Source organism: Alteromonas lipotrueae, from assembly GCF_019249255.1.
Classification (GTDB): Bacteria; Pseudomonadota; Gammaproteobacteria; order Enterobacterales; family Alteromonadaceae; genus Alteromonas; species Alteromonas lipotrueae.
This window is the reverse complement of record NZ_JAESDJ010000004.1, coordinates 179861-203493: the sequence shown is the minus strand read 5'-3', so window position 1 is coordinate 203493 and position 23633 is coordinate 179861. Positions and strand designations below refer to the sequence as shown.

The 23633-nt window shown below is 44.3% G+C and carries 19 protein-coding genes; 5 read left to right on the top strand and 14 right to left on the bottom strand.

Annotation, left to right across the window (positions count from 1 at the left end; genetic code table 11):
• Positions 1-84 precede the first annotated feature (84 nt).
• The 5 genes from KYS23_RS07830 to KYS23_RS07810 form a co-directional block, all read right to left on the bottom strand.
• Entirely contained in the window at positions 85-1515 is a 1431-nt protein-coding gene (locus KYS23_RS07830; protein WP_218418340.1) for an aldehyde dehydrogenase family protein, read from the bottom strand.
• Between the two features lie 35 nt (positions 1516-1550).
• Positions 1551-3071 carry a class I adenylate-forming enzyme family protein gene (locus tag KYS23_RS07825; protein WP_218418339.1) on the bottom strand — a complete coding sequence of 507 codons (1521 nt, stop codon included), beginning with the start codon at positions 3069-3071 and terminating at the stop codon, positions 1551-1553.
• 62 nt (positions 3072-3133) lie between these two features.
• Complete coding sequence (locus KYS23_RS07820) at positions 3134-4810, bottom strand: FAD-binding oxidoreductase (RefSeq protein ID WP_159530223.1); 1677 nt, start codon at positions 4808-4810, stop codon at positions 3134-3136.
• A complete protein-coding gene (locus tag KYS23_RS07815) occupies positions 4810-6096 on the bottom strand; it encodes a (Fe-S)-binding protein (RefSeq protein ID WP_013796881.1) in 1287 nt (428 codons plus the stop codon). The genes KYS23_RS07820 and KYS23_RS07815 overlap by 1 nt, the downstream gene beginning before the upstream one ends.
• A gap of 44 nt (positions 6097-6140) precedes the next feature.
• Positions 6141-7592: an FAD-binding oxidoreductase gene (locus KYS23_RS07810; protein WP_159530224.1), complete on the bottom strand. Its 1452-nt coding sequence runs from the start codon at positions 7590-7592 to the stop codon at positions 6141-6143.
• A gap of 189 nt (positions 7593-7781) precedes the next feature.
• Here KYS23_RS07810 and KYS23_RS07805 point away from each other — a divergent pair, with 189 nt between their 5' ends.
• The gene (locus KYS23_RS07805) at positions 7782-8786 is read left to right on the top strand and encodes an AraC family transcriptional regulator (RefSeq protein ID WP_159530225.1); all 1005 of its coding nucleotides are present in this window, start codon (positions 7782-7784) and stop codon (positions 8784-8786) included.
• Between the two features lie 43 nt (positions 8787-8829).
• On the opposite strand, the gene KYS23_RS07800 is transcribed toward KYS23_RS07805, so the two are convergent.
• The 4 genes from KYS23_RS07800 to KYS23_RS07785 form a co-directional block, all read right to left on the bottom strand.
• A complete protein-coding gene (locus KYS23_RS07800) occupies positions 8830-8988 on the bottom strand; it encodes a hypothetical protein (RefSeq protein ID WP_246604327.1) in 159 nt (52 codons plus the stop codon).
• A gap of 805 nt (positions 8989-9793) precedes the next feature.
• Positions 9794-11191, bottom strand: a complete 1398-nt coding sequence (locus tag KYS23_RS07795; RefSeq protein ID WP_218396519.1) for a DEAD/DEAH box helicase — start codon at positions 11189-11191, stop codon at positions 9794-9796.
• Positions 11192-11283: 92 nt separating this feature from the next.
• Positions 11284-11940 carry a CoA transferase subunit B gene (locus KYS23_RS07790; RefSeq protein WP_159530229.1) on the bottom strand — a complete coding sequence of 219 codons (657 nt, stop codon included), beginning with the start codon at positions 11938-11940 and terminating at the stop codon, positions 11284-11286.
• Positions 11940-12671 carry a CoA transferase subunit A gene (locus tag KYS23_RS07785; protein WP_159530231.1) on the bottom strand — a complete coding sequence of 244 codons (732 nt, stop codon included), beginning with the start codon at positions 12669-12671 and terminating at the stop codon, positions 11940-11942. The genes KYS23_RS07790 and KYS23_RS07785 overlap by 1 nt, the downstream gene beginning before the upstream one ends.
• A 190-nt stretch (positions 12672-12861) precedes the next feature.
• On the opposite strand from KYS23_RS07785, the gene KYS23_RS07780 reads away from it, so the two are divergent.
• Positions 12862-13749 (top strand): LysR family transcriptional regulator, encoded by an 888-nt coding sequence (locus KYS23_RS07780; RefSeq protein ID WP_218418338.1) that lies wholly within the window; start codon positions 12862-12864, stop codon positions 13747-13749.
• A gap of 27 nt (positions 13750-13776) precedes the next feature.
• On the opposite strand, the gene KYS23_RS07775 is transcribed toward KYS23_RS07780, so the two are convergent.
• Both KYS23_RS07775 and KYS23_RS07770 read right to left on the bottom strand, forming a co-directional pair.
• Positions 13777-14532 (bottom strand): hypothetical protein, encoded by a 756-nt coding sequence (locus tag KYS23_RS07775; RefSeq protein WP_218418337.1) that lies wholly within the window; start codon positions 14530-14532, stop codon positions 13777-13779.
• Positions 14533-14604: 72 nt separating this feature from the next.
• A complete protein-coding gene (locus tag KYS23_RS07770) occupies positions 14605-15306 on the bottom strand; it encodes a sensor histidine kinase (RefSeq protein WP_159530237.1) in 702 nt (233 codons plus the stop codon).
• 245 nt (positions 15307-15551) lie between these two features.
• Between KYS23_RS07770 and cysB the strand changes: the two genes are divergently transcribed.
• On the top strand, positions 15552-16526 hold the full coding sequence (gene cysB, locus KYS23_RS07765) for an HTH-type transcriptional regulator CysB (RefSeq protein ID WP_013784052.1): 975 nt from the start codon (positions 15552-15554) through the stop codon (positions 16524-16526).
• 189 nt (positions 16527-16715) lie between these two features.
• Here cysB and KYS23_RS07760 read toward each other — a convergent pair whose 3' ends face one another.
• The 3 genes from KYS23_RS07760 to pabB form a co-directional block, all read right to left on the bottom strand.
• Entirely contained in the window at positions 16716-18089 is a 1374-nt protein-coding gene (locus tag KYS23_RS07760) for an L-serine ammonia-lyase (protein WP_159530239.1), read from the bottom strand.
• A 172-nt stretch (positions 18090-18261) separates the two neighbouring features.
• Complete coding sequence (locus KYS23_RS07755; protein ID WP_159530241.1) at positions 18262-18834, bottom strand: CoA pyrophosphatase; 573 nt, start codon at positions 18832-18834, stop codon at positions 18262-18264.
• Positions 18821-20347 (bottom strand): aminodeoxychorismate synthase component I, encoded by a 1527-nt coding sequence (gene pabB / locus KYS23_RS07750; RefSeq protein WP_218396521.1) that lies wholly within the window; start codon positions 20345-20347, stop codon positions 18821-18823. Before pabB ends, KYS23_RS07755 begins: the two co-directional genes overlap by 14 nt.
• A 263-nt stretch (positions 20348-20610) precedes the next feature.
• Between pabB and KYS23_RS07745 the strand changes: the two genes are divergently transcribed.
• Together KYS23_RS07745 and rmuC are read left to right on the top strand one after the other, a co-directional pair.
• Positions 20611-22140 (top strand): fumarate hydratase, encoded by a 1530-nt coding sequence (locus KYS23_RS07745; RefSeq protein ID WP_159530245.1) that lies wholly within the window; start codon positions 20611-20613, stop codon positions 22138-22140.
• An 84-nt stretch (positions 22141-22224) separates the two neighbouring features.
• Positions 22225-23616, top strand: coding sequence for a DNA recombination protein RmuC (rmuC, locus tag KYS23_RS07740; RefSeq protein WP_218418336.1), 1392 nt, complete (start codon positions 22225-22227; stop codon positions 23614-23616).
• The last annotated feature ends 17 nt before the right edge of the window (positions 23617-23633 follow it).

Sequence of the window (23633 nt, the reverse complement as noted above, 5' to 3'; positions counted from 1 at the left end):
GTAAACCTTTAACGACCATAAGCTGGGTGAACAGGATCAAACAGTGCTCTTCATAAGTTATTTGATCCTCTTAAAAACCGTGTATTAAGCCTGTTTATTACGAGTAATGGTTTGCCAGTTAGTGTATTCCATCAAGCCATGCAGCGAGTTTTCACAGCCAAGACCGGATTGTTTATGGCCCCCGAAAGCTTGTACCGGAGAGTATTGATGCACTTCATTAATCCATACGGTTCCGGCTTCGATTTGCTCCGCGATGCGTTGGGTTGCGGCGGCGTCATTACCCCAAATACTGGCACCTAGGCCATAAATCGTGTCATTAGCACGGGCAATAACGTCTTCTTCATTGGACCAGCGAAGTAATGGCAGAATAGGACCGAACGGCTCTTCGGTGACAATACGAGAATCGTCTGATGGATTATCAACCAGTGTCACAGGCACAAACCAGCCGTCGGCGTTATCGTCAATGTCTCCGCCTACTGCAAATTTTTGGCCTTGATCTATGCAGTCTTGAAAGTACATTTTAACCTTTTCAAACTGCATGCTGTTTTGAATCGGACCGAGTGTGGTATCGGCCTTGGCACCATCGCCAACAATGACTTCATGGTTAATATAATCCACCAAGGCGTCTCGTACTTGGTCGTAGACAGCATCATGAATGTAGAGTCGTTTGGTGGCGTTACAAAATTGTGCATTATTTTGAAAAGCAGCCCAGAAAAGTTTTGGAGCAACTTCTTTCGGATCGACATCTGGCAGAACGATGGCCGGATCATTGCCACCCAGTTCTAATGTGACCCGTTTCACGGTTTCAGAGCAGGCACCCATTACCTTACGACCTGTAGCCGTTGAGCCGGTAAAAGCAATCTTAGCGATGTCTTGGTGCTCTGTTAGCCATTGACCTTGTTCATTGCCACCACTGACACAATTGAGCACACCTGGTGGCACAATGTCTTTTGCCATTTCGGCAAATTTAAGATTACACAATGGCGTATAGGGCGAGGGTTTGACGACTACCGTGCAGCCAGCCATTAATGCGGGCGCGATTTTCCATACCGATAGCAAAATAGGGAAGTTCCAAGGCACGATTGCGCCGACCACACCCAGTGGCGTGTAGCGAGTGATAACAGAGCGTTCGTCATTTTCATCAACGACTTCGTCTTCCAGTTTTTGTTCGGCAATGGCACGTAACCAAGCAACCGAGCCAAATACTTCCCATTCTGTACCGGAGCGAGGTTTACCTTGTTCACGAGTTAATAGAGCCATGAAGTCTTCGGCATTTTCTTCCAATGCGTCGGCAAGCTTAGTAAGTACAGCCTTACGCTGATCAAAACTGGTTTTTGACCAAGTTTTGAAGGCGATTTTAGCGCTGTATACCGCCGTATCAAGGCACTCTTTTGGACAGTCTGGCACCTGTGCAATGATTGCTTTGGTTGCTGGGTTATACACTGGTAAGCTTTTTTCTGTGGCAATGAGCTCGCCATTAATGACCATTTGATAGTGATTATGTGCATCGAACATGAGTATCGCTCCTAACTGAATGACAGTTTTTATTGTTATTTATCTAAGGTATGGAGTTTGCGGCGCATCACTTTACCGCTGGAGGTTTTGGGTAAATCATCGACAAATTGAATGTCACGAGGCACCTTATAGGCGGCCAAATGTTCACGACAATAAGCGATAATCTGGTCGATGTCGGGGGGGGTATTTTGTTTCGCAACAATATAGGCTTTTGCGAGTTCACCTTTGGCTTCATCTGCAATAGGCCCCACTGCCACCATGGCGACATCTGGGTGATTGGCGATCACCCGTTCTAATTCGGCGGGGTAGATGTTGAACCCTGCGGTAATAATTAAGTCTTTCTTTCTATCGACGACAAAAATGCAGTTGTCCTTGTCCATTTTGGCTAGATCACCGGTATGCAGCCAGCCATCGGCAGTGATGGCTTCTTGGGTCGCTTGAGGATTGCCATAATAGCCTTGCATAACCAAAGGACCGGAGATCATCAGTTCGCCGACGTCTCCACGTGCCACCTCCACTTCTGCGTTGTCGACATCGACAATTTTTGCTCCGGTATAGGGTAATGCCACGCCGATAGAGCCATGTTTGTATTCACCATCGTGAGCGAAGGTCGTGCCAAGCCCACCGATTTCAGTCATTCCCCAAAGTTCGATGAGTGGGCAGGCGATGGTTTCCTCAACGGCTTCCATCTTGCTGGTTGGCATGGTTTGTCCGCCTACCGTACAGATCCGCATATGAGAAAAATCCACACTGGATAAGCTGGGGTGATCCAGCATATATAGGTACATGGTCGGTACTCCTTCAAACATGGTGGCTTGATATTGGTTGATTGATGTAAATACCTCCTCCACATTAAACAGACTATGCATAACTAAGGTGCCACCTTTGTAAAAGGTACTGTTGAAGACAATGTTGCCGTAAACATGCGGACAGGGTAAGGCTGAAACAACCGTGTCTTTCTCTGAGCGACCGTGCATTTGTGCCGTCATCAAGAAGTTGCTGATCACCGAACGATGGGACAACATGGCGCCTTTCGGATTGCCAGTAGTGCCGGAGGTATAGCAAATTGTCGAAAGGCTATTGGTGTTAACTTCAAAGCTGGTAAAGTCATCACGACCTTGTTCTAAAAAGTGATCATAAGATTCCGCGCCTTCAGGGATATCCTCACCATACAAAATAAGGGATTCAACCCCCGTTTTTTGCTGAATTCCTACAAGAGGCGTGCCTTTAGATTGAGAGGCAATGATGACTTTTGCATCACAATCTTGGACGACAAATTCGACTTCATTAGGGGTTAACATGACGTTAACAGGGTTGACCACAGCCCCGGTTTTCAAAATGCCATAATAGCTGACCAGCCATTGCCATGAGTTTTCACCGTAAAGGGTGACTTTATCGCCAGGGCCAATGCTTTTTTTCTTAAGTGCACTGGCTAATCGGTTGGCCAGACGATTTATTTCACGGTAAGTGAAAGACTGCTGGTTGTAGATTAAGGCTGTTTTATCACCGAATTTTTCTGCCGACAGGGTGATGACGTCGCTTAAATTTTTTATCATTGTAATCACCTCTAAATTTCTTTTTATTGGTTATATTTTGAGATCAGCAACGCAGTAGCTTTTTACTTGGGAGCGTCTTTACCAAACTCTTTGGTCAGGATCTTCCGAAAGATAGGCTTGCCCCAAGGGTGGAAAAATATCTTTTTAGCAATTGGCCAAGCTTTTGACTCTTTTGCCGCTTCGGGTTGAATAAAGTGCTTTGAATCTGAGAGATTGTTTGGATCCCAAGTATTTTTTACCTTGCGCATCCATTTATTGGGGTGGCCAAGTTTGGGGCCAAATAAATCACTCGCTTCACCATGAACAAAGAGCGCGGCACCCAGTGGTTTTTTCTCATTGCTAATAAAGCTACTGAGGATAAAGTCCACACAAGCGACAATGTTTTTCACAAAACTACGGGTACTGGCAGGGTTATTTTCTGTCCAGAAGTGTCGGCCTTCTGATAACCACATCCAGTTTTGTTCGGTGTCGACTTCCATCATCTTGCCACCGGCTTTGGTTTCTTTATCACCAATATCGTCGTTGGTTCGTTTGACAACTTCTGGAATTAGATTGATGGAATCGAGAACGCCCATACTGACTCCCGCGCAGTCACCCATACGGTTGAAACGGGCGACGTAATGAGAGGTCAGTACGGCTGCCGTGAGGATATCTCGCTCGCGCTCGGAAATGTCCATTTTACGGCCATTGGTTTCGGCGAGGATTTTATTCAGTACCGCTTCGTTCCAGTCAAACTGCGCCTTAGTCCATGCCATGGTGGTGACAGACCAGCCGATCGCATTGGCTTTCGTGGCAATGTCCGGTAATTTGCCGGTGCGTTGTAAATCATAATACTCACGATTGGTCGCCGTGAGACAGTGTCCTACGGCAGCGGGTGGCATGCGATTGATGAAGGCTACCGCCTTGCTGTTTTTCATCATCTGGGTGGCTTTCGTTGCGTCTTCCCAGTTATCCCAATCCAGCTGGTAGGTGGCGAAATTTTCTGGCGGTGGTGTGCCTCTGTATGGATGTGGACCACTCCATTCAAGGGTTTTAGGACCTGCCCAAGGATAAAGTTTGATGCCTATTTTGGTAAACACACCTAAGCCACCTGCGGCCCCATAAAGACCACGTATCATGCCGCGGAATCCAGGCCCAGGGCCTTCTCCGGTAAACCAGCCTGCGTCCGAACCGCTACTACCAATACGTACGATTTCACCTTCTGGTGTGACCCATTCTAAGGACAACATGTTGCGTGAGTTGATACTGGTATGATTACCTGCGACCCCAACCCCTACAAATGAGGTGGCAGAGGCGAGCGGGGAATGGATTGGGCCAGCACCAATGATGTGGCACATTAATTGATGCTTATGGGCTTCAGAGACCAATTCACCTGCCGTGGTATAGGGTTGGATGATCGCCATACGACTTTCTGGGTCAATTTCTAGGCCTTTCATACGGCATAAATCGATGGAAATGGAGCCCTTAGTGCCGACACCAGAATAGTTACCGTATCCTGTACTGTGCGCTTTAAACTTCAATTTATATTGATTACATACCTTGACGACCCCCGCCACTTCTTCAGTTGATCCCGGCATCACCACTGCGGCCGGTGCTTTACCTAATAAAGTACGGGTAGAAGGGTCTGCGCCTAAGCCCATCCAGTCGTGACAGTTAACAACAAAATCTTCGTCAGACACATTGTCTGCACCAACGACGGCTTCAAAGGCTTTTAATATGTGTGGAGGTAAATTACTCATTACGCGCCCTCCTGAATTGAGTCAGCTAGCAAGTCAAAAAGATAGGCGACCTTGACGGAGGAGTTGCTGCGTTTTGCCGCTGCCGCCATGTTTGCTTGACAGCACGAAGAACCACTGACTAATACCTCAGCCCCCACGGATTCAGCTTCGCGTAAAAGTTCTTGAGCTGCGCCGTCGGCCATCTCTGGGTAGGTTTCTTTGACACCTGTGCAGCCACCGCAGCAAAAAGAATATTGTCGAGTGCGTTCTAGCTCGACCATGTCTAATCCGTCGACTCTTGATAGCAACTGGCGAGGCGCGTCATAGTTACCATCGTTACCGTAATTGACTTTACGAGGCGTGTCGGTCACCGCCATGGTGTTCAGAACTCGAATGTATTCGCCGTTCCAAGGTGTGTACTCTTCACTGCGTCGTCCAAGACGACAAGAATCATGGTAGGCAACCTTGCCGGTGTTTTTCATGCCCAGTGATAACTTCCCCTGTTGAAGCAATTCTTCGAAATACTCGGTAGTATGCAGAACCCGTACTGAGGAGAGTGTTTTGTTTAAACGAGGGTAGACATTCTTAAATGCGGAATAGGCTTCAGCACTGATGGCAAGCAGGGTTTTTGCCTGACTTTTTTGAACTAAATCCGCCCATTCTTGAGCCAGTTTGTCGGCAACAGAGCGGTAGCCAATTTCGTACGCTAAACCCCCACTGTCACTTTCTGAATCATATGCAATACCAAAGTCGACTTTTGCGCTTTTTAACAATTTGACGATAAAACGAAGGTTATCCCATTGTTTTTCGCTATAAGCTTGGCCACTGCCGATATGCAGGAGTACGTCGACGGTTTCTTTACGGGCATCTTTGATGTCTAACCCTTCCGCCCAGCGACTACGCTCATCACGTTTGCCATGAGGTGCGCCTTCTTGTTCTAGGTGTTTGACCATGTTGCTCAAGGTTTCGGGAACCTTGCCATCTTCAGCCAACTGCGCACGGAATTCTAAAATGGTATCAAAGGGTTCAACATTGTCACCCATATGGCTTTTACACATGGTTTCACAGGCACCACACATGCTGCATGCAAAAACGCTGTCGATCATCTTTGGTGATGCTTCAATCAGTTTGTGGTGATAGCCATAGGCTGAAATAACTTGCCCTCCCGCCGAGGAGGCATGAAAGCGGCTCTGATATTTGCTGGGACAAATACTCGAAAATTCCTGACTTTTAGGCATGTGCACAAATTTGCACTGAGAGCAGCGGTTACACTGCTCAATATTATGAATTCGATCTTCTAAGGACATAATTTTTCTACCAGGTTATTGTTATTAGATAGGTCTCGAAAAACTCAGTAACACAGTTTCCCAGGGCTTAAAATTCCAGCAGGGTCAAAAATGTCTTTTACCCTGCGAAGGTGAGGCACAATGGTTTCATTGCGAGCAAACGCATCCTCGGACCAATTGCCATAAGGTCGGCTGAAGAAACCTCCGTTATCTGCTAATACTTTTACCAATTGCATTTCGATGTCAGCCAGTTGTGTTGTTTGCTCATCTGTATGGAATAGGGAAATGTCGAGGTGACAATTCGTGCCTTGAATCATCGGCTGTAAATAGAAGCCCACTTGGACATCCGATAGGTCCGCCAGTAGGTTTTGAGCAAGGTATACAAGGTTGGCGACCTTGCTCATTTGGGTAATGCAGAACACCTCGGTATGGGTGCCAAAAGGCACGTCTTTATAAAATTCTTTAGAGGGTGTACTTAGGCGAGCTTCCAGCTCAGCAAGGTAGTTGGGATACTGTTGCGATATGGTGGTTACCGGCAAGGTATCGACTAAGGAAGAGAGGTCTGCTAACTGCCACTGCATGCTTTCTTCGGGTAACACGTCACGTGAAGCAATGTTGACATAGAGGTACCAAGCGGGCATCGCATCTTTGCCAAAGAGTTGGTGTAACTCCGCAAAATGGGCGCTGCCCTTGGCTAATGCTGCGACGAGCTGAACTTGGCTAAGCATAAAATACTGAGCGCCAAGCTGATGCAGCGCCAGATGACGTACAATGGAGATAAGCGTGGTGACGTCTTCGGCACCGTAAAGGAACCCCTGTTCAATGCTGGGGATTCGCTGACAATAAATGGAGGCCCAAGAAGTAACGCCTAATGTGCCTTGAGAACCTAACATAACACGGGTGTAATCTGTGCCGATTGGACCGGAAGCCATCATTTGACGAGCACCATTTTTTAAAGCTTCATCAAGGTCTTCGTACAGTGCGGCACCACCGGTTCGAAAACTTTCTCCACTGCCCATAGTGAGGCTTAGGCTTGCTAATGGATCGGTTGAATCCCAGTGCTCATTGGGTAAGGTTGTCGGTTCACGTTCTAGGTAACAGGCTAGTACTGACTTACTTGCTCTGGGGAGGAAAGGTTTGATCGATCGTAGGTTATGTTTTTGTATCTGAGCATCGAACTCAGGAAAGGTAACCCCAGGTTCGATAATGGCAATGGCATCTTCGCTATCAGCATGAATTACCCGAGACATTCTCGACATATCAAGCACGACAAAAGGCGCATCTTTTAAGCCGGCGAGTCCGTGTCGACGATTTCCTGATGGTGAACTCAAAGGGACAAGCGTCACTTCGTGTTCATTGGCCCACTGAACAAGTTGTTGGACTTGTTGTTCGTCTTCTGGCCTAGCAATACCTTGAACCTTGAGTGAATTCTCGGTAGAAACACCTAAAAATTCTTTCGCTATGGTGGCGTTTTCAAAGGTGACAAATTTTGGAAGCGGAAACGCGTCATTAATCATTAGCATCTTCTCATCATTTATTATTATTAGATTACGAGAGTTACTATAGGGATTGATTAGAGACTATACCGCCGAATAAATCTCTCATATGGTCTAAATCGTCCTGATTTTTGTGTCTCAATTAGAAAATAACGACTAATTTAACTAGATTAGCGATGACTTTTTTTTTAAACCTGACATAATTTGCCCATGAAACTTCCAACACGTGCGCCTTATATACCAATTGAAACCAACTCAGAGCGAGATTTTCTTGATGACGTTTTGTCCTCTTTGTTGGTTGCCGATTCTGCTGTGGTATTTTTTGAATTTACCTCGCCATGGGCCATCAAAATAGAGTATGAAGTTCCCATCAGCTGTACTGTGGTGGAAGGTGAACTGTGGTTGAGTGATCAAAACCGGATAACGCAATGTTTTCGAGCGGGGGATACCTTTATTTTACCGAAAGGCATGCGTGGTAAGCCTTACTATATCTCGTCTTCAGAAGAGTTTCCGCAAAGTTGGATCACCGCGAATGAGCTGTTTGATAAAGGCCAGCATATTCCATTTAACTTGGCCTATCCTCAACATATTAGTTGGGGCGGTGGCGGCAGTATGGTCCGCATTTTTTCGTTTGCCTTTCATTGGTTTGATCAATGTTATGGTCCTCTGATAGATACCTTGCCTGAGTTAATGAGGATTAATGCTGAAAACGCAGGTACCACCTTGCAAAACCTTATGGTGAGCTTTCTATTCAAAGAGGCGCACCCTGAGCAATCGGGTTTTGGTTCACTTGTTGCACAAACCGCACAATTATTTCTAATTCATGCCATTAGAACCTTTGCGGTGACTTATGGCAGTGATAGAGAAGGCTGGTTAAAGGGTTTTTCTGATCCCAGAATCGCCAAAGCCTTAACCTGTATTCACCGAGAACCGGGCTATAAATGGAGTGTTGAGACGCTGGGGCAGGCAACGGGAATGTCTCGATCGGTTTTTTCCAAACGCTTTACAGACGTCATGGGGGAGTCTCCGATGGATTATGTTTGTGCATGGCGTATGCATCTGGCCCGATTAGCATTGGAAACCACTGAGACAACCGTCACCACATTGGCTCAGCAATTAGGGTATCAGTCAGAATCAGCTTTTCGGACCGCCTTTCGGAAAATGACCGGACAAAGTCCAAAAGAGTACTCAAAAAGCAACGCTTCTAAATCATGATGAATGTTTAAAAATAAACCGTCAGTAACCTGTTCTAATCCACTTATTCAGCCAGGTTACCAATATCAACTGCCGCCGCACGTAATTCAGGGATAAAATGCAGCAACTTATCGAGGTTCTTACGAATAACGGGAACATTGCAGAATAGGCAAGCGAACAGCCGTCCATGACTGTCGACAACTGGCACAGAGACCACCGCCATGCCGTCGATAAACTCTTCATAATCGGTACCTACATTGGTTTTCTGGATATAGAGCAGTTCAATTTCTTAAACCGAGTTCAGGTTATATTACTTAAACACCCGAGAACATACAGGGATAGACTAAGAGCAGTTTTGTTCGAGCCGTTAAACTAGTGCCGATTTCGAGAGGATGGGCGCAAAACCCCAATTAGCGGCTGCACTTATTGCAGATATGAAGCTAACTCCAGATTCATGTTTTTTACCTAAAGCTAACGCTTCGCTTTTATTAAGTTTTGAAACGTCAGAGTATCGTTTAAATATTGTAAAATACTGACAAGACCTAAACCGATAAAGTACTCTCAACGGTCCAAAATCCCATCTGAAAAGGGATCATTGGATGCCTCTATTTCGGATTCTACGCTAATGAGTTTTGAATCCAGGAATTGTAAAACTTCCTGAAGCATCCCCAGTTCTAGATCGATGACTTCTTTATCACTTCCTAAAATGTACATAAAGCCTTCAAAGGCGCATAACAATTTACTAGACCCCAATGCGGCCTGTTTCCCCCCAAAAACTGGGGTTTATAATTTTATTCATATTGTCAGATTAACCGTAAACACCAGAAAATAAAACAACAAATCTTAGTGGTGTTTTTGCTCATGAATTAAAATTATCAAGGGGGATAAGGTGACTTTGCTCAAATGCTGCGCAAGCGATTTAATAAATATTGATGGGTTATCTACAATCAGAAAGTAAAAAGGAGCCCTTAGGCTCCTTTGCAATAATATAAATCTGGAACCCGAAAATTTTCCGGTTTCCACTATACCTAGTTAGTCTTATCGCTATTATCTAAATCATCAACACTGTTATCTACGTTAATGCCAGATTCAAATTCGGTATCGTCTTCAGGTTCAAGCTCTACTTTTCTTGGCTTGCGTTTCACTGGCGCCATACCAATTTCTGTACCTGCCATGGTGTCTACGCGGCGTACTTTCTTAGCAACAGCTGCTTCTGCACCATCTTGCTTACTGGCTTTATTTTTCTGCGTATCTTGTTTAGGCGTAGGGGCTTTAATCCCTTTAAATTTAGCAGGTAGTGCTTCGTGTGCCTCGCACTCCAGGTCATATTGTAAATGTGCCTTCAGCGCTATAAAGCTCTTCCAATCGCGAGGGCCAACAAATGAAGCAGCTTCACCTTTTTGTCCAGCACGTCCCGTCCTACCAATGCGGTGAATGTATTCATCGGCATTTTTTGGCAAATCAAAATTAATAACCAAACCAACTTTAGACAAATCTAAACCTCGTGATGCCACATCGGTAGTCACCAATACAGAGTGTTGTCCTCGGGCGAACTCACTCATAATAGCAGCACGTTGATTTTGTGGTAAGTCGCCTCGTAGGGCGATGGCTTCAAGCTTATCTTTGTTTAACATGGTGGTTAAACGGTCGGTATCTTCACGAGTTGCGGTAAATACAATAGCTTGATTATAGGTACGGTTTGAAATTTCATGATGAAGCAGGGTGTCTTTATGCTCGATATTATCGGCAAAGAAACACTGTTGTTGAATATCGCCATGGTGCGCCGTTGAATCACCTACCGATACACGCACCGCAGCTTTTGTTAAACGCGCAGTCATGTAATTAAGCTCAATGCTATCTAGCGTAGCTGAAAATAGCATCGTTTGGCGTTTACGGTGGTTCGCAAATTCATTAATCATGTTTAGCTGTTCTGAAAAGCCTAAATCAAGCATGCGATCGGCTTCATCAAAAATAAGCAGTTCTAGGCCATTTAAAAATATGCTTTTATCTTTCAAATGGTCGGCCACCCGGCCAGCAGTACCCACAATAATATGTGGGTTACGGCGTAAGGCTTTTACCTGGTCGTTGTAGTTTTCACCGCCCACAACCAAAGTGCAAGATAGGTTCAATCCCGTACACATGGTTTTGGCTTCTATGAAAACTTGCTTAGCTAATTCGCGAGTAGGTGCAAGAATAAGGGCGCGTGGGTCTTGTCGACTTAACGCCTTTTGCGACATCAAACGATTAATGGCTGGAATTAAAAATGCGAGTGTCTTACCCGATCCCGTTTTAGATGAGGCAATAATATCTTTACCCTGAATAGCAGGAAGCATGCTTTTTTCCTGAATTTCAGTGAGCTCGGTAAAGTTTCTACTTTCGAGTTTGGTAATGATTTTGTGATGAACGGGTAAGTCAGTAACTAGCAAGATTCGGCCTCATGAATAATATCATCGCGTATTATCCCTTAAAGGCCGATATTATGAAAGCTTGCTATGCGTTTACCTTGGCGAAAATGCGGTTATACCCGCATTTCGGTCACATTTTCCGATACAACTAACTTGCCGCCGGTTTTTGCTTGTATATCTTCAACCGTTACTCCAGGGGCACGTTCTTTAAGTAAAAAGGCACCATCAACCACTTCTAATACCGCAAGATCGGTAATAATTCGGGTTATGCAATTTACACCGGTTAGCGGCAGGGTACATTCACGGAGTAGTTTTGGGTTGCCATGTTTATCGGTATGAGTCATGGTCACAATAATATTTTTAGCACCTGCCACTAAGTCCATAGCGCCGCCCATACCTTTAACAAGCTTTCCAGGGATCATCCACGACGCAATGTTTCCGCTTACGTCTACTTCAAACGCGCCGAGTACAGTAAAATCAACGTGGCCGCCACGGATCATGGCAAAGCTTTCCGCAGAATTAAAAATTGAAGCACCTGTTATCGCAGTAACGGTTTCTTTTCCTGCGTTAATCATATCTGCGTCTAGCTCATCTTCATGAGGGTAGGGGCCCATACCTAATAAACCATTTTCAGATTGAAGCATCACGCTAATGCCCTCAGGCACAAAACTGGCGGCTAAGGTAGGAATACCTATTCCTAAATTGACATAATCACCATCTTTGAATTCTTGAGCCACACGCATTGCTATTTGATCTCGTGATAATGCCATTATTGTGACTCCTTTGCTGTGGTGTTATGTACAGTTTTAGAAACAACCTTACGCTCTATGCGTTTTTCAAATTCCCCTTTTATGACTCGATTAACATAAATGCCGGGAGTATGAATTTCACTAGGGTTTAATTCACCTGGTTCAACAATCTCTTCTGCTTCAACGACGGTAATTGTGCCAGCGCTGGCTGCCATAGGATTGAAGTTCTGTGCAGTATGACGATATATACAATTTCCATATCGGTCGGCTTTCCACGCTTTCACAATGGAAAATTCGCCAGTAATAGCTTCTTCTAAAATATAAGGTCGGCCATTAAACGTTTTCACTTCCTTACCTTCGCCTACAGGCGTGCCATAGCCAGTAGCCGTATAAAAAGCAGGAATGCCGGCACCACCTGCACGCATCTTCTCGGCGAGTGTGCCTTGCGGCGTAAGTTCAACTTCAAGCTCGCCATTTAGTAATTGTTTTTCAAACAATGCGTTTTCACCCACATAAGAAGACACCATTCTCTTAATCTGTTTGTCTTCCAGCAAGATCCCTAGCCCGAAACCATCTACGCCACAGTTATTAGAAACTACAGTGAGCTCTTTTATGCCCAAAGTTTTAATTTGTGCGATGAGTCCTTCTGGTATGCCGCATAAGCCAAAACCACCAGCAATAACCGTCATACCATCTGCTAGCCCATCCATGGCTTCTTGATAGGTGGCGACGACTTTGTCAAATCCAGACATGGTACTTCCCCTTAAATTAATCGCTTTGAATTTATGTTAATTAAAAGTATCAACAATGTTTTCAGTTATGTAAAATTGAATTAATCACTCAATTAATAAACTTTAGTTATTAATTGGTCGTGGCATGGGTAACTGAATTTATTGGCCTTCCTTGCCAGTATTTCAAATCAAGGGCGAGGTTATTATTTTAATGAATATTTCATACAGAAACTTGCAGGCTTTTATTCACGTAGCACGTTCAAGCACGTTTGCTGAGGCCGCTATTAAGCTTCATCTCACTCAGCCGGCACTTTCTTCTGCCATAAAGAAAATGGAAGAGCAGCTGGGAGGGAAGTTGTTTAGTCGTAGCACCAGGCATGTGGCGTTAACCAAAGAAGGCGAAGCCTTGTTACCTAACGCCATTAGAATATTACGGGACTGGGACGATACCTTTGGCGATATTCAGAACCTTTTCGCCATGGCCAAGGGGCGGTTAACCATTGCGGCTATGCCATCCTTTGCTGAGTCACATCTGCCTCATTTGCTTAAAAAGTATCATCAAATTGCGCCTAATATTAACCTGCGCATTTTAGATGTGGTCATGGAAAACGTGATTTACGAAGTATCAGAGGGAAGGGCTGAGATGGGCTTCACCTTCGAACCACAGCAAAATGAAGGGCTTATTTTTACGCCGCTTTTCGACGATTGTTTTGTGGTGGTGGTAAACCCCAAGCACGAATTAGCAAAAGCGAAAACGGTTAGCTGGGAAGCGTGTATCGAATACCCTATGGTAATGATGAATAGAGGGTCAGCAGTAAGAATGTGGACTCAGCAAAAGATAAGTACCGTGGGTGAAGCAGTGATTGTTGCCGAAACTGGGCAGTTGGGTACTCTTGGTCAGCTAATTAAGCAGGGGTTAGGCATCGCTATTATGCCATCGCTGTGTATTGACTCGATGGAAAGCATCGGGCTAACCGTGCTTAAAATGAAAGACGACCCCTTGGTAAAAAGGGTAGGCATGGTGAAAAATGCCAAACGAGATATGTCTGTGGCTGGCCAAGCGCTGTGGAGCGAAGTGTTAAACCACTACCATAGGTAACGTATCAAGTGCATGTGAACTAACGCGTTACCATTTCTTCTTAGGCGCAAATAACTCATCCAATTCATCACGCTCTTCTTCTTGTTTCTTCGCTCTATCTTGTGCGTTAACGCTTTTAAGGTTGTTTTGAATTTCTGACAACCATTCATGCAATGTGGCCAAACGAGACTGTGTGTATTCATCTTGATGATTTTGATTTTCTAGCGCGGTTTTTGCTTTTTCGTAATACTGACGAGCTGAACCTAACATATTCGACTGCTGTGCAGCTCTGCCGCGTTTAATAAGCGTTTCAACATTAACCTTAATTTGTAAGCGTTCTAACTGTTTGTCTTCGTCAAAAAACACTTTGCTTTCAACTTTGCCTTTACTGTGTTCTGAACGAAGTATAATGCGGAGCTTTTTAACAGCCTGAATGTACTGAATAATAAGTTTGTCATTATCGGGTAAAACGAATTCGTTAGCGCTGACCGAATCAGGCTTTATTGAAGCCGATTTTTGCTCTGCATTGGCAAGTTTTTGTTTTGTTTCTGGCGTACCACCAAGCTCGTTGACGGTTTTAAGCGCGCCTAACACACGATTATCCAAGATTTGTAACATGCGGCCTGAAATAGGCATGTTCGAACACGCTAGAATAACATTCTCTGTTTCATCAATAACAGCACGTTGTTTAGCCAGATCTGCTCGACGCTCCGAGTCAGCCTTAGCGCGATGTTGTTGCATAGCATTTATAAAGATTGCCGCTATAAGTAATACAACAATCAGAATTATTATTATCATGTACATGCGCGTATTTCCGTTTATTACTTAATTCGAATTATATGTTGGCTTTCACTGCCAAACTATTATGCGTTAATGTTACGGTATTTTTACCTTAAATACACTTCCGCCAAGAGAACCACCATTACTTAAAGAAATCTCACCTTGTAGTTGGCCTTGTGAGTGAGCTGATGCAATGAGTCTAGCAAAGAAAAGCCCTAATCCTGTTCTGCCTTGACTGAGCTGAAAATCGGCTAAGTCTTCGTGGCTCTTTTCAAGCATAGACGTCGGATAGCCAGTGCCATCATCTTCCACACAAATATGTAAGCATTCATCTTCAACCTGTGCTGAAATACAAATTTGAGAGGTGCCATACCGAAGGGCATTCACCAACACGTCGTTTATTAATAGGTATATGAGCTCTCTATCTAAATACCAACTTAAATCAAGGTCGACATTTGCATTAACCACAATTTCTTTTTGATCAATGTAAATATTATTAGAGCCAACTACATCGTCTATTAAGTCACTGACAAAACATTCATCTACTGTTATCGGCAGACTTTCTAATTCTGCACGATAAAGTGATAAAATTTGCACTAGGTTGGTATTGAGCCGCGATGCTTCATAATGCACATTAGCCACTTGCTCTCGTGCTTTACTGTTTTCAGGGGCTAAATCATTAGACAGATTTTCAATTGACTGAATAAGAAGAAACAGCGAATTTTTCATATCGTGCACTGCAGCTGCTAGCACCGACGAAAAGTCGATAGGTGAGGTAAGTTGCTTTTTTTCGCTCATATGAATAAAACCCGTTATTTTCCTTAAAATAGAAGGTGTTGAACCGATTAAAACATCTGTAAAGATAAAGGAAAACAATTATTCAGTAGATGGCCCATTTTCAGTATTACTTATTTAGCGCAAAATTACCTACTATTTTCTAGGTTAATCTGTCACTTTTGTAATAGCTTATCGTAATTATTAGTAGTTTTGGTTATAACGATAAGGTTATAGTACACAACTGGTTACAAGGAGCGATGTTTTACATGAAATTACAACAGCTACGTTACATAGTAGAAGTACTTAACAATAATCTGAATGTATCTGCCACGGCAGAAAGTTTATATACCTCTCAGCCGGGCATTAGTAAGCAGGTGAGAATGCTAGAGGATGAGTTGGGTGTACAGATTTTTGGGCGTAGCGGTAAGCATCTTACCCATGTTACAGATGCCGGAAACGATGTCATTAATATATCCCGCGAAATTCTGGCGAAAGTAGAAAGTATTAAAGCGGTGGCTAGAGAGCATACGTTACCAGACCAAGGTAAGCTAAATATTGCTACTACGCATACCCAAGCACGTTACGCGCTACCGGATGTAATCCAAGGTTTTATGAGCAAGTATCCGAAGGTGTCTTTACACATGCACCAAGGTACGCCATCGCAAATCAGTGATTTGGCCGCTAAGGGCGAAGCCGACTTTGCTATCGCTACTGAAGCTCTGCATTTATACAATGATTTAGTGATGTTGCCTTGTTATCACTGGAATCGAAGTGTGATTGTAAATAAAGACCACCCTTTGTCGAAGAAGGGCTCTATTGATATTAGCGATATCGCCAAATACCCCTTAGTAACCTATGTATTTGGTTTTACCGGCCGTTCAGAACTCGATCAAGCGTTTGAGCGTGCGGGTCTTACGCCTAAAATTGTCTTTACCGCCACCGACGCCGATGTTATTAAAACTTATGTTCGATTAGGTGTGGGTATTGGGGTTATTGCTTCCATGGCCGTTAGTGATGAACTCGATTCCGATTTAGTGAAAATTGATGCAAGTCATTTGTTCGATTACAGCACGACCAAAATTGGCTTTAGAAAAGGGTCTTTTTTACGAAGCTATATGTACGACTTTATCGAGCGCTTTGCTCCGCACTTAACGAAAGATAAAGTTGAAAAAGCCATGATGCTAAAAAATAATGACGAAGTAGAAAAGATGTTTAAAGGGGTTACCTTACCCGTTAAATAAGCTAACGAGTCAAGCTCATCTAAACAGGTTAGCTTAGTGCTTAATTCACAATCGGGTCATTTGAATTGCCTGTTTGAGTACGCACTTAAGTAACGGCATAAAAAAGGCGATTTGCGGGGTTCTTACTAAACCGCCAATCGCCTTTTTTGTCTCTACAGGTTTATCACGTCTAGTGATTTAATTTAACGGCTAGCATTCGATAATATTAACCGCCAGACCGCCACGGGCTGTTTCTTTGTACTTGGTTTTCATATCGTTACCGGTATCACGCATGGTTTTAATGACTTTATCTAATGATACCTTGTGCTCGCCGCTTCCTCTCAGTGCTAACCGAGAAGCGTTTATCGCTTTAATTGCACCCATTGCATTACGTTCAATACAAGGTACCTGTACTAAGCCGCCTACAGGGTCGCAAGTTAACCCTAAGTTATGTTCCATACCAATTTCAGCGGCATTTTCTACTGCCGGTACAGTACCGCCCATAATCTCTGCCAGCGCACCTGCAGCCATAGAACATGCCACACCCACTTCACCCTGACAGCCCACTTCAGCACCTGAAATTGAGGCATTTTCTTTGTACAAGATACCAATCGCTCCTGCGGTCAGTAAGAAGCGGCTTGCCACCTCTTCATCCACTGGACGAATAAATTTGTCTACATAATGTAAAACCGCTGGAATAATACCCGCCGCGCCATTGGTAGGTGCAGTAACCACTCTTCCCCCTGCGGCATTTTCTTCATTTACGGCTAAGGCAAATAAGTTCACCCAGTCCATGGTTTGCATGGGGTCGGTGGTATGCTCCGTTTGCAGGCGACGATAAAGCGCAGGTGCACGGCGCACCACTTTGAGACCACCTGGCAATATGCCTTCACTGTCGATGCCACGTTGAACACAGGCTTTCATCACTAACCATATTTCAAACAGCTTTTGTTTTACGGCGTGAGCAGGTTGAAACGTGGTTTCATTTTTAAGCATAAGGGCGCTAATACTTAACCCGTTATTCTTGCATTGTTCTAACAACGCGGCGCCAGACTTAAAAGGGAAAGGCACAGTCGCTTGAACGGCTCCAGCGTGTGCCTTAGTGGCATCGAAATCTTCTTCTTTTACTATGAAGCCGCCACCAATGCTGTAGTACGTTTGTTCGCAAAGTAAAGTGTCGTTTTCGTATACGTAAAAGGTAAGTGCATTTGCATGCTTAGGAAGCGTTTTGCGGCGGTGAAAGACAATCGCGTTTTTATTTGGAAATAAAATGGGCTTCTCACCATTTAGATACAAAGACTCTTGGCTTCGCACATCTTCTAGTAGAGGCTCTATTTTATTCACGTCAATGCTTTCAGGCATTTCCCCAGATAACCCAAGGATCACAGCTTTACCTGTTCCGTGGCCAATACCGGTTTGACCCAAAGAACCGAATAGTTCCACTCTAACCGTGGTGATTTTTGAAAATAACGCGGTGTCTGTTGCAAGTGTTTTAGCAAATTCAGCACCCGCCCGCATGGGGCCAACGGTATGCGAGCTTGAAGGGCCAATACCCACGCTAAACATATCAAAAACACTAATCATAAAATCTACACCGTTCTAATTTTCGAATAAACAGATCATGCATGTAGACGGGCTTAACTACAATACAGAAAAGCTAATCAATTGATTAGAATTGCTAATGTGGTGTAAAGAAATATTTAACGGCAAGCAAGTGGCAGCTCGCAAAGGCAGGCCAGCTTAAGTGTAAGCAAGCTTATGGGTGAATATGGTGAGACAGGTTTCGCAAAATGGCAGCCGTAGCGCCCCAAATCATGTGTTCGTTCCACGGAATAAAGTAGATAGGCGATGAACGCTTACCTTTGCGAGCGGTATGGATAAGATGATTTTTGCGGTTCAGTACATGGGCTAACGGAACTTCAAAAGCACTTTCTACTTCGTTAGGGTCGATAACAGGCGTAAAACTAGGCTCCACAAAACCCACAACCGGGGCTATCTGATAACCGCTTACTGTCCTGTAATTGGGCAAGACACCTATAATCTCAACGTTTTCAGAAGGCATGCCTATTTCTTCGTGGGCTTCACGAAGGGCGGCATCGAAAACGCTATTATCGACTTCATCCACCGCGCCACCAGGGAAACTAATTTGCCCTGGATGATGGCGTAAATGATGTGCACGCTCTGTAAGTAACACCGTTAGTTCATGTCCATAGTCCATAAGCGGAATTAATACCGCCGCTGGTCTGCCTCTAGACTTTAGTGGAAAATCAGGCTCTCTGTGCGTTTGGCGCAAATGATGAAATTGGCGGAGAAAATCAGCTCTGTTCACGGCCCACTCCAAAGTGAGAGGTTAGCACGGGCAGAATTTTAGACACTTTATCCAAGGTTTCTTTGTACTCGTCATTAGCCACTGAATCTAAAACAATACCACCACCAGCCCAGCAATGCAGCTGGTTATTCTCGGCAAGCAGCGTTCGAATACAAATACTTGAATCCATATCTTCACGAAAGCCCATATAAAAAATGCTGCCACAATAGATATTGCGTCTATGCACTTCCAGTTCGTCGATAATCTCCATCGCCCTTATTTTAGGTGCGCCTGTAATAGAACCACCAGGAAATGAGGAGGCGAGCAAATCTAATGGGGTAGCGTCGTCGCTAAGTTCACCAACAACGGTACTTACCAAATGATGCACGGCTTCATAGCTCTCTAGTGCAAATAACTCAGGCACTTTCACTGAATGAGGCTTACAGTGTTTTGAAAGATCATTTCGCAGTAAATCAACAATCATAAGGTTTTCCGCACGATCTTTCGATGCAGTTAGCAAAGACTGGGCACTTTGTGCATCTTTAGCTTTATCACTAAACCGTGGCCGAGTACCTTTAATGGGTTTAGTTTCCACCACGCCTTGCTTTACACTTATAAAGCGTTCGGGAGATATACTCAAAATAGTGCTGTTTTTTAATTGAATGAATGCAGAAAAGGGCGCTTGGTTACTTTCACGTAAGGCGCGATAGGCTTGCCAGCAATCGCCAGTGTATGTGGCTGAGAACCGCTGAGCCATGTTCACTTGATAACAATCGCCCGCTTTTAAATAGTCATGAATTCGTTCAATACAGCCAATATAGGCTTCTTTTGTTAGGTTAGATCCCCAATCACTGGTTAATGAAAACGGCATTTTGGCGATATCATCACCTTGCGTTTTCTCATCATTGTTGGAGGCTAAAGAGACACGGCCTTTATGCTCGTTTTCATCGCATAAATAGACAGCATCAGCACTCTCTTTAACATCAGCAGCAAAATTAGGTTGAAAGACAAAGTCAGGTGGTGTGACCTCACCTTTCGCCGAACAAAAGTATAAGGTGCCTGTTACCGTATCCTCAATCAATGAAGATAGATAAAGTCCTACGGAAAAATCGGGGGTGGTATAGGTTTGCGCTGCATTTGCTGGAAGTTTCTCGTAATAACGCCCTGTATCGTATCCTGCAAAACCTGCTACGCCTACAATAAAAGGAAGTTGTTTGGCTAACGATTCGCTAGCCACATCTACCTCAAGGTTAGCCACCGAACCATGAAGATAGTGCGTAACGGCTTCAAAAGGCAGAAGGTCGGTTGTGAATGCGTCATCGCCCGCTAACTGCACGAGCGCTGTTTCGCCATGCTTGGCCGTTACGGTAGCACTGGGTTCCCACACCATAACATTGTAGCGTCCATTACTTTTAGTGGAGCCACAGGTATCAAGCAAAATGGCACCGGCCTTATGAGCAACCTGCTCAAAAATATCGATAAGGGAAGGGGATATACTGATTGGCGTAATGGTAACTAGCGATGTTACGGGCATGAAAAACTAACTCTATACATCAGGTTAAGAAGAATATTGTTGGCAATAAAGCAGCGTTAAATTGGCTTTGAATGGTTAATTTAACAGTATTAGCACGACATCAAACAGATAACGTTGGTCAAGAGTGTTAAATTTAACAGTACAAGTTTGTTTTATCGCAAAGCCTCACCCATATTTTACATGGTACGGTGCTAACAGATGCGCTAGTATACGCTTTTTTAGCAGGCTAAGACCACGAAAGCAAAATAAAAAAAGAGGATGTCATGACCGTTATCCGCCAACAGGACTTCATTGATAGCATTGAAGATTCCCTACAGTTTATCTCTTACTATCACCCGCTCGACTACGTTAAAGCCGTAGAAGCAGCGTATAACAGAGAAGAAAGCCAAGCAGCTAAAGATGCGATGGCACAAATCCTTATCAACTCTAGAATGTCAGCTGAAGGCAAGCGTCCTTTATGTCAAGACACCGGTATTGTTACCTGCTTTGTTAAAGTAGGTATGGGTGTGACATGGGATAAAACCGACATGACTGTTCAACAGATGGTTGATGAAGGTACACGCCGTGCTTATCTAAACCCAGATAATCCATTACGCGCTTCTATCGTTGCCGACCCCGCGGGCGCACGAACCAACACCAAAGACAACACACCGTCAGTTGTTCACATTGATATGGTGCCAGGTGAAAAAGTTGAGGTGATGATTGCGGCAAAAGGTGGTGGCTCAGAAAACAAATCTAAAATGGTAATGTTAAACCCTAGCGATAATATTGCTGACTGGGTAGTGAAAACGTTGCCAACCATGGGCGCTGGCTGGTGTCCACCTGGAATGTTAGGCATAGGCATTGGTGGTACAGCAGAAAAAGCGGCTGTACTCGCTAAAGAAAGCTTAATGGATCCGGTTGATATTCAAGAGCTGATTGCTCGTGGGCCAGAAACCACAGATGAAAAGCTACGTGTTGAAATTTTCGAGCGCGTGAATCAATTGGGTATTGGTGCACAAGGCCTAGGTGGTTTAACGACCGTAGTAGACGTTAAAATAATGTCATTGCCTACCCATGCGGCATCTAAGCCTGTGGCAATGATCCCTAACTGTGCAGCAACCCGGCATGCACATTTTCATTTAGATGGCTCAGGTCCTGCTGAACTTACGCCGCCTAAATTAGAAGATTGGCCAGAGGTAACGTGGGAAGTGGGTGAAAACACCCGTCGCGTTAACCTTAATGATGTGACCAAAGAAGACATTCAAGACTGGAAAGTGGGTGAAACTGTACTACTTTCTGGAAAAATGTTGACTGGCCGTGATGCGGCGCACAAGCGTATTCAAACCATGCTAGATAACGGTGAAGGTTTGCCCGAAGGCGTAGATCTAACCAACCGCTTTATTTATTACGTAGGCCCTGTTGATGCGGTTGGCGATGAAGTAGTAGGCCCAGCCGGTCCAACTACTGCCACCCGTATGGATAAATTCACTGACATGATGTTAGAGAAAACAGGCCTTATCGGTATGATAGGTAAAGCAGAGCGTGGCCCTGCAACGGTGAAATCTATTGCGAAGCATCAGTCAGTTTATTTAATGGCTGTAGGTGGTGCGGCGTATTTGGTTTCTAAAGCTATCAAGAAGTCACGTGTAGTGGCGTTTGAAGATTTAGGGATGGAAGCCATTTACGAATTTGACGTTGAAGACATGCCAGTTACTGTAGCGGTAGACAGCACGGGTGCTAACGCCCACGAAACTGGACCGGCTATTTGGAAAGCAAAAATTGAAGATTTAGATAACGCATTATCTAAGTAATCATGCCTTTGTGATTAAAACAGGTGCCAATGGCACCTGTTTTTGTTTATAGTGCTGTATAAATTAACAGTGCGTGTATTTAATATGTATTCCTTATCTGATTTGCCCCCCCAATATTTGAATGCTGGCCTTTTACTATTGGCGTTAATTTTTCTTATCTTGCTATTAGCGACCCGCAGGACGTTGAGTCAGGCTCGCTTACAAGTGGCAGAGAAAAGTGATGCGTTACTCGCGCAGCAGCAGAGCTACAATGAAACCCAAGAACGTATGGGCATGCTGGTTGAAAAGTCACGTCAGTATGAACAGGTTTTAGCTGAGAAACACCAACTTAGTGAAGCATCAGGCGTGCTGCAAAAAGAGTACAGTAAGTTGCAGGCGCAACACGAGGCGCAAAAGGCTAGGCTTGATGCGCTTATGCAGAATCATGAAGAAAAGCTTGCGTTAATGCATTCGTCGGAACAACGCTTACAAATCCAGTTTGAAAACTTAGCAAACAAAATCTTTGATGAGAAAAGTGCAACCTATCAAAGTCAAAGTAAGCATAATATTGAAGCGGTATTGGCTCCGTTCAAATCACAATTAGATGGGTTTAAGCAACAAATTTCCGAGCAACATATTCGTGAGGGGCAAGAACGCGCGTCGCTAAAAACGGAAATTTTAAGTCTAAAAGCGTTAAACCAGCGCATAACCGAAGAGGCATCAGCGTTAACCAATGCCCTTAAAGGCGATAACAAAAAACAAGGCAATTGGGGCGAAGTTATTCTAGAGCGCATACTCAAAGAATCTGGGCTTCGAGAAGGGCATGAATTTGAAACCCAAGTGTCGGCACAATCTGAACAGGGTAGGCGATTGCAACCTGATGTAGTCGTGCACCTACCTAACGACAAAGACGTGATTATCGATTCTAAAGTAAGTTTAGCGGCCTATGAGCAATACTTTAACTGTGATGATGATACTAGCCGCAAACAGTATCTAAGTGCACACGTCGCCTCGATAAAAGGGCATATTAAAGGGTTAGGTGCCAAAGAATATCAGTCCCTTAAAGGGCTTCGCACGCTGGATTATGTGTTACTGTTCATTCCTATCGAACCTGCGTTCTTGTTAGCCATCGAAGAAGAGCCTGATCTTGTTTCACTCGCGCTTAATCATAATATTATGTTAGTTAGCCCCACAAATTTGCTTGTGGCACTTAGAACCATTAATAACATTTGGCAATACGAGTACCAGAATCAAAACGCACAGCTCATTGCAGAGCAAGCAGGAAAGCTTTACGACAAATTTGTAGGCTTTGTTTCTGATATTGAAAAGATTGGTAAAGCACTAGACACCGCGCATGGCAGCTATGAAGCGGCAATGAATAAGCTTTCAAGTGGGCGTGGAAATTTAGTGCGACAAGTCGAGAAATTTAGAGAGATGGGGGTTCAACCCAACAAACGTCTAGACAATACATTATCGAGATTATCGGATGATGAATAATGAAAGGGTGTAGTTGG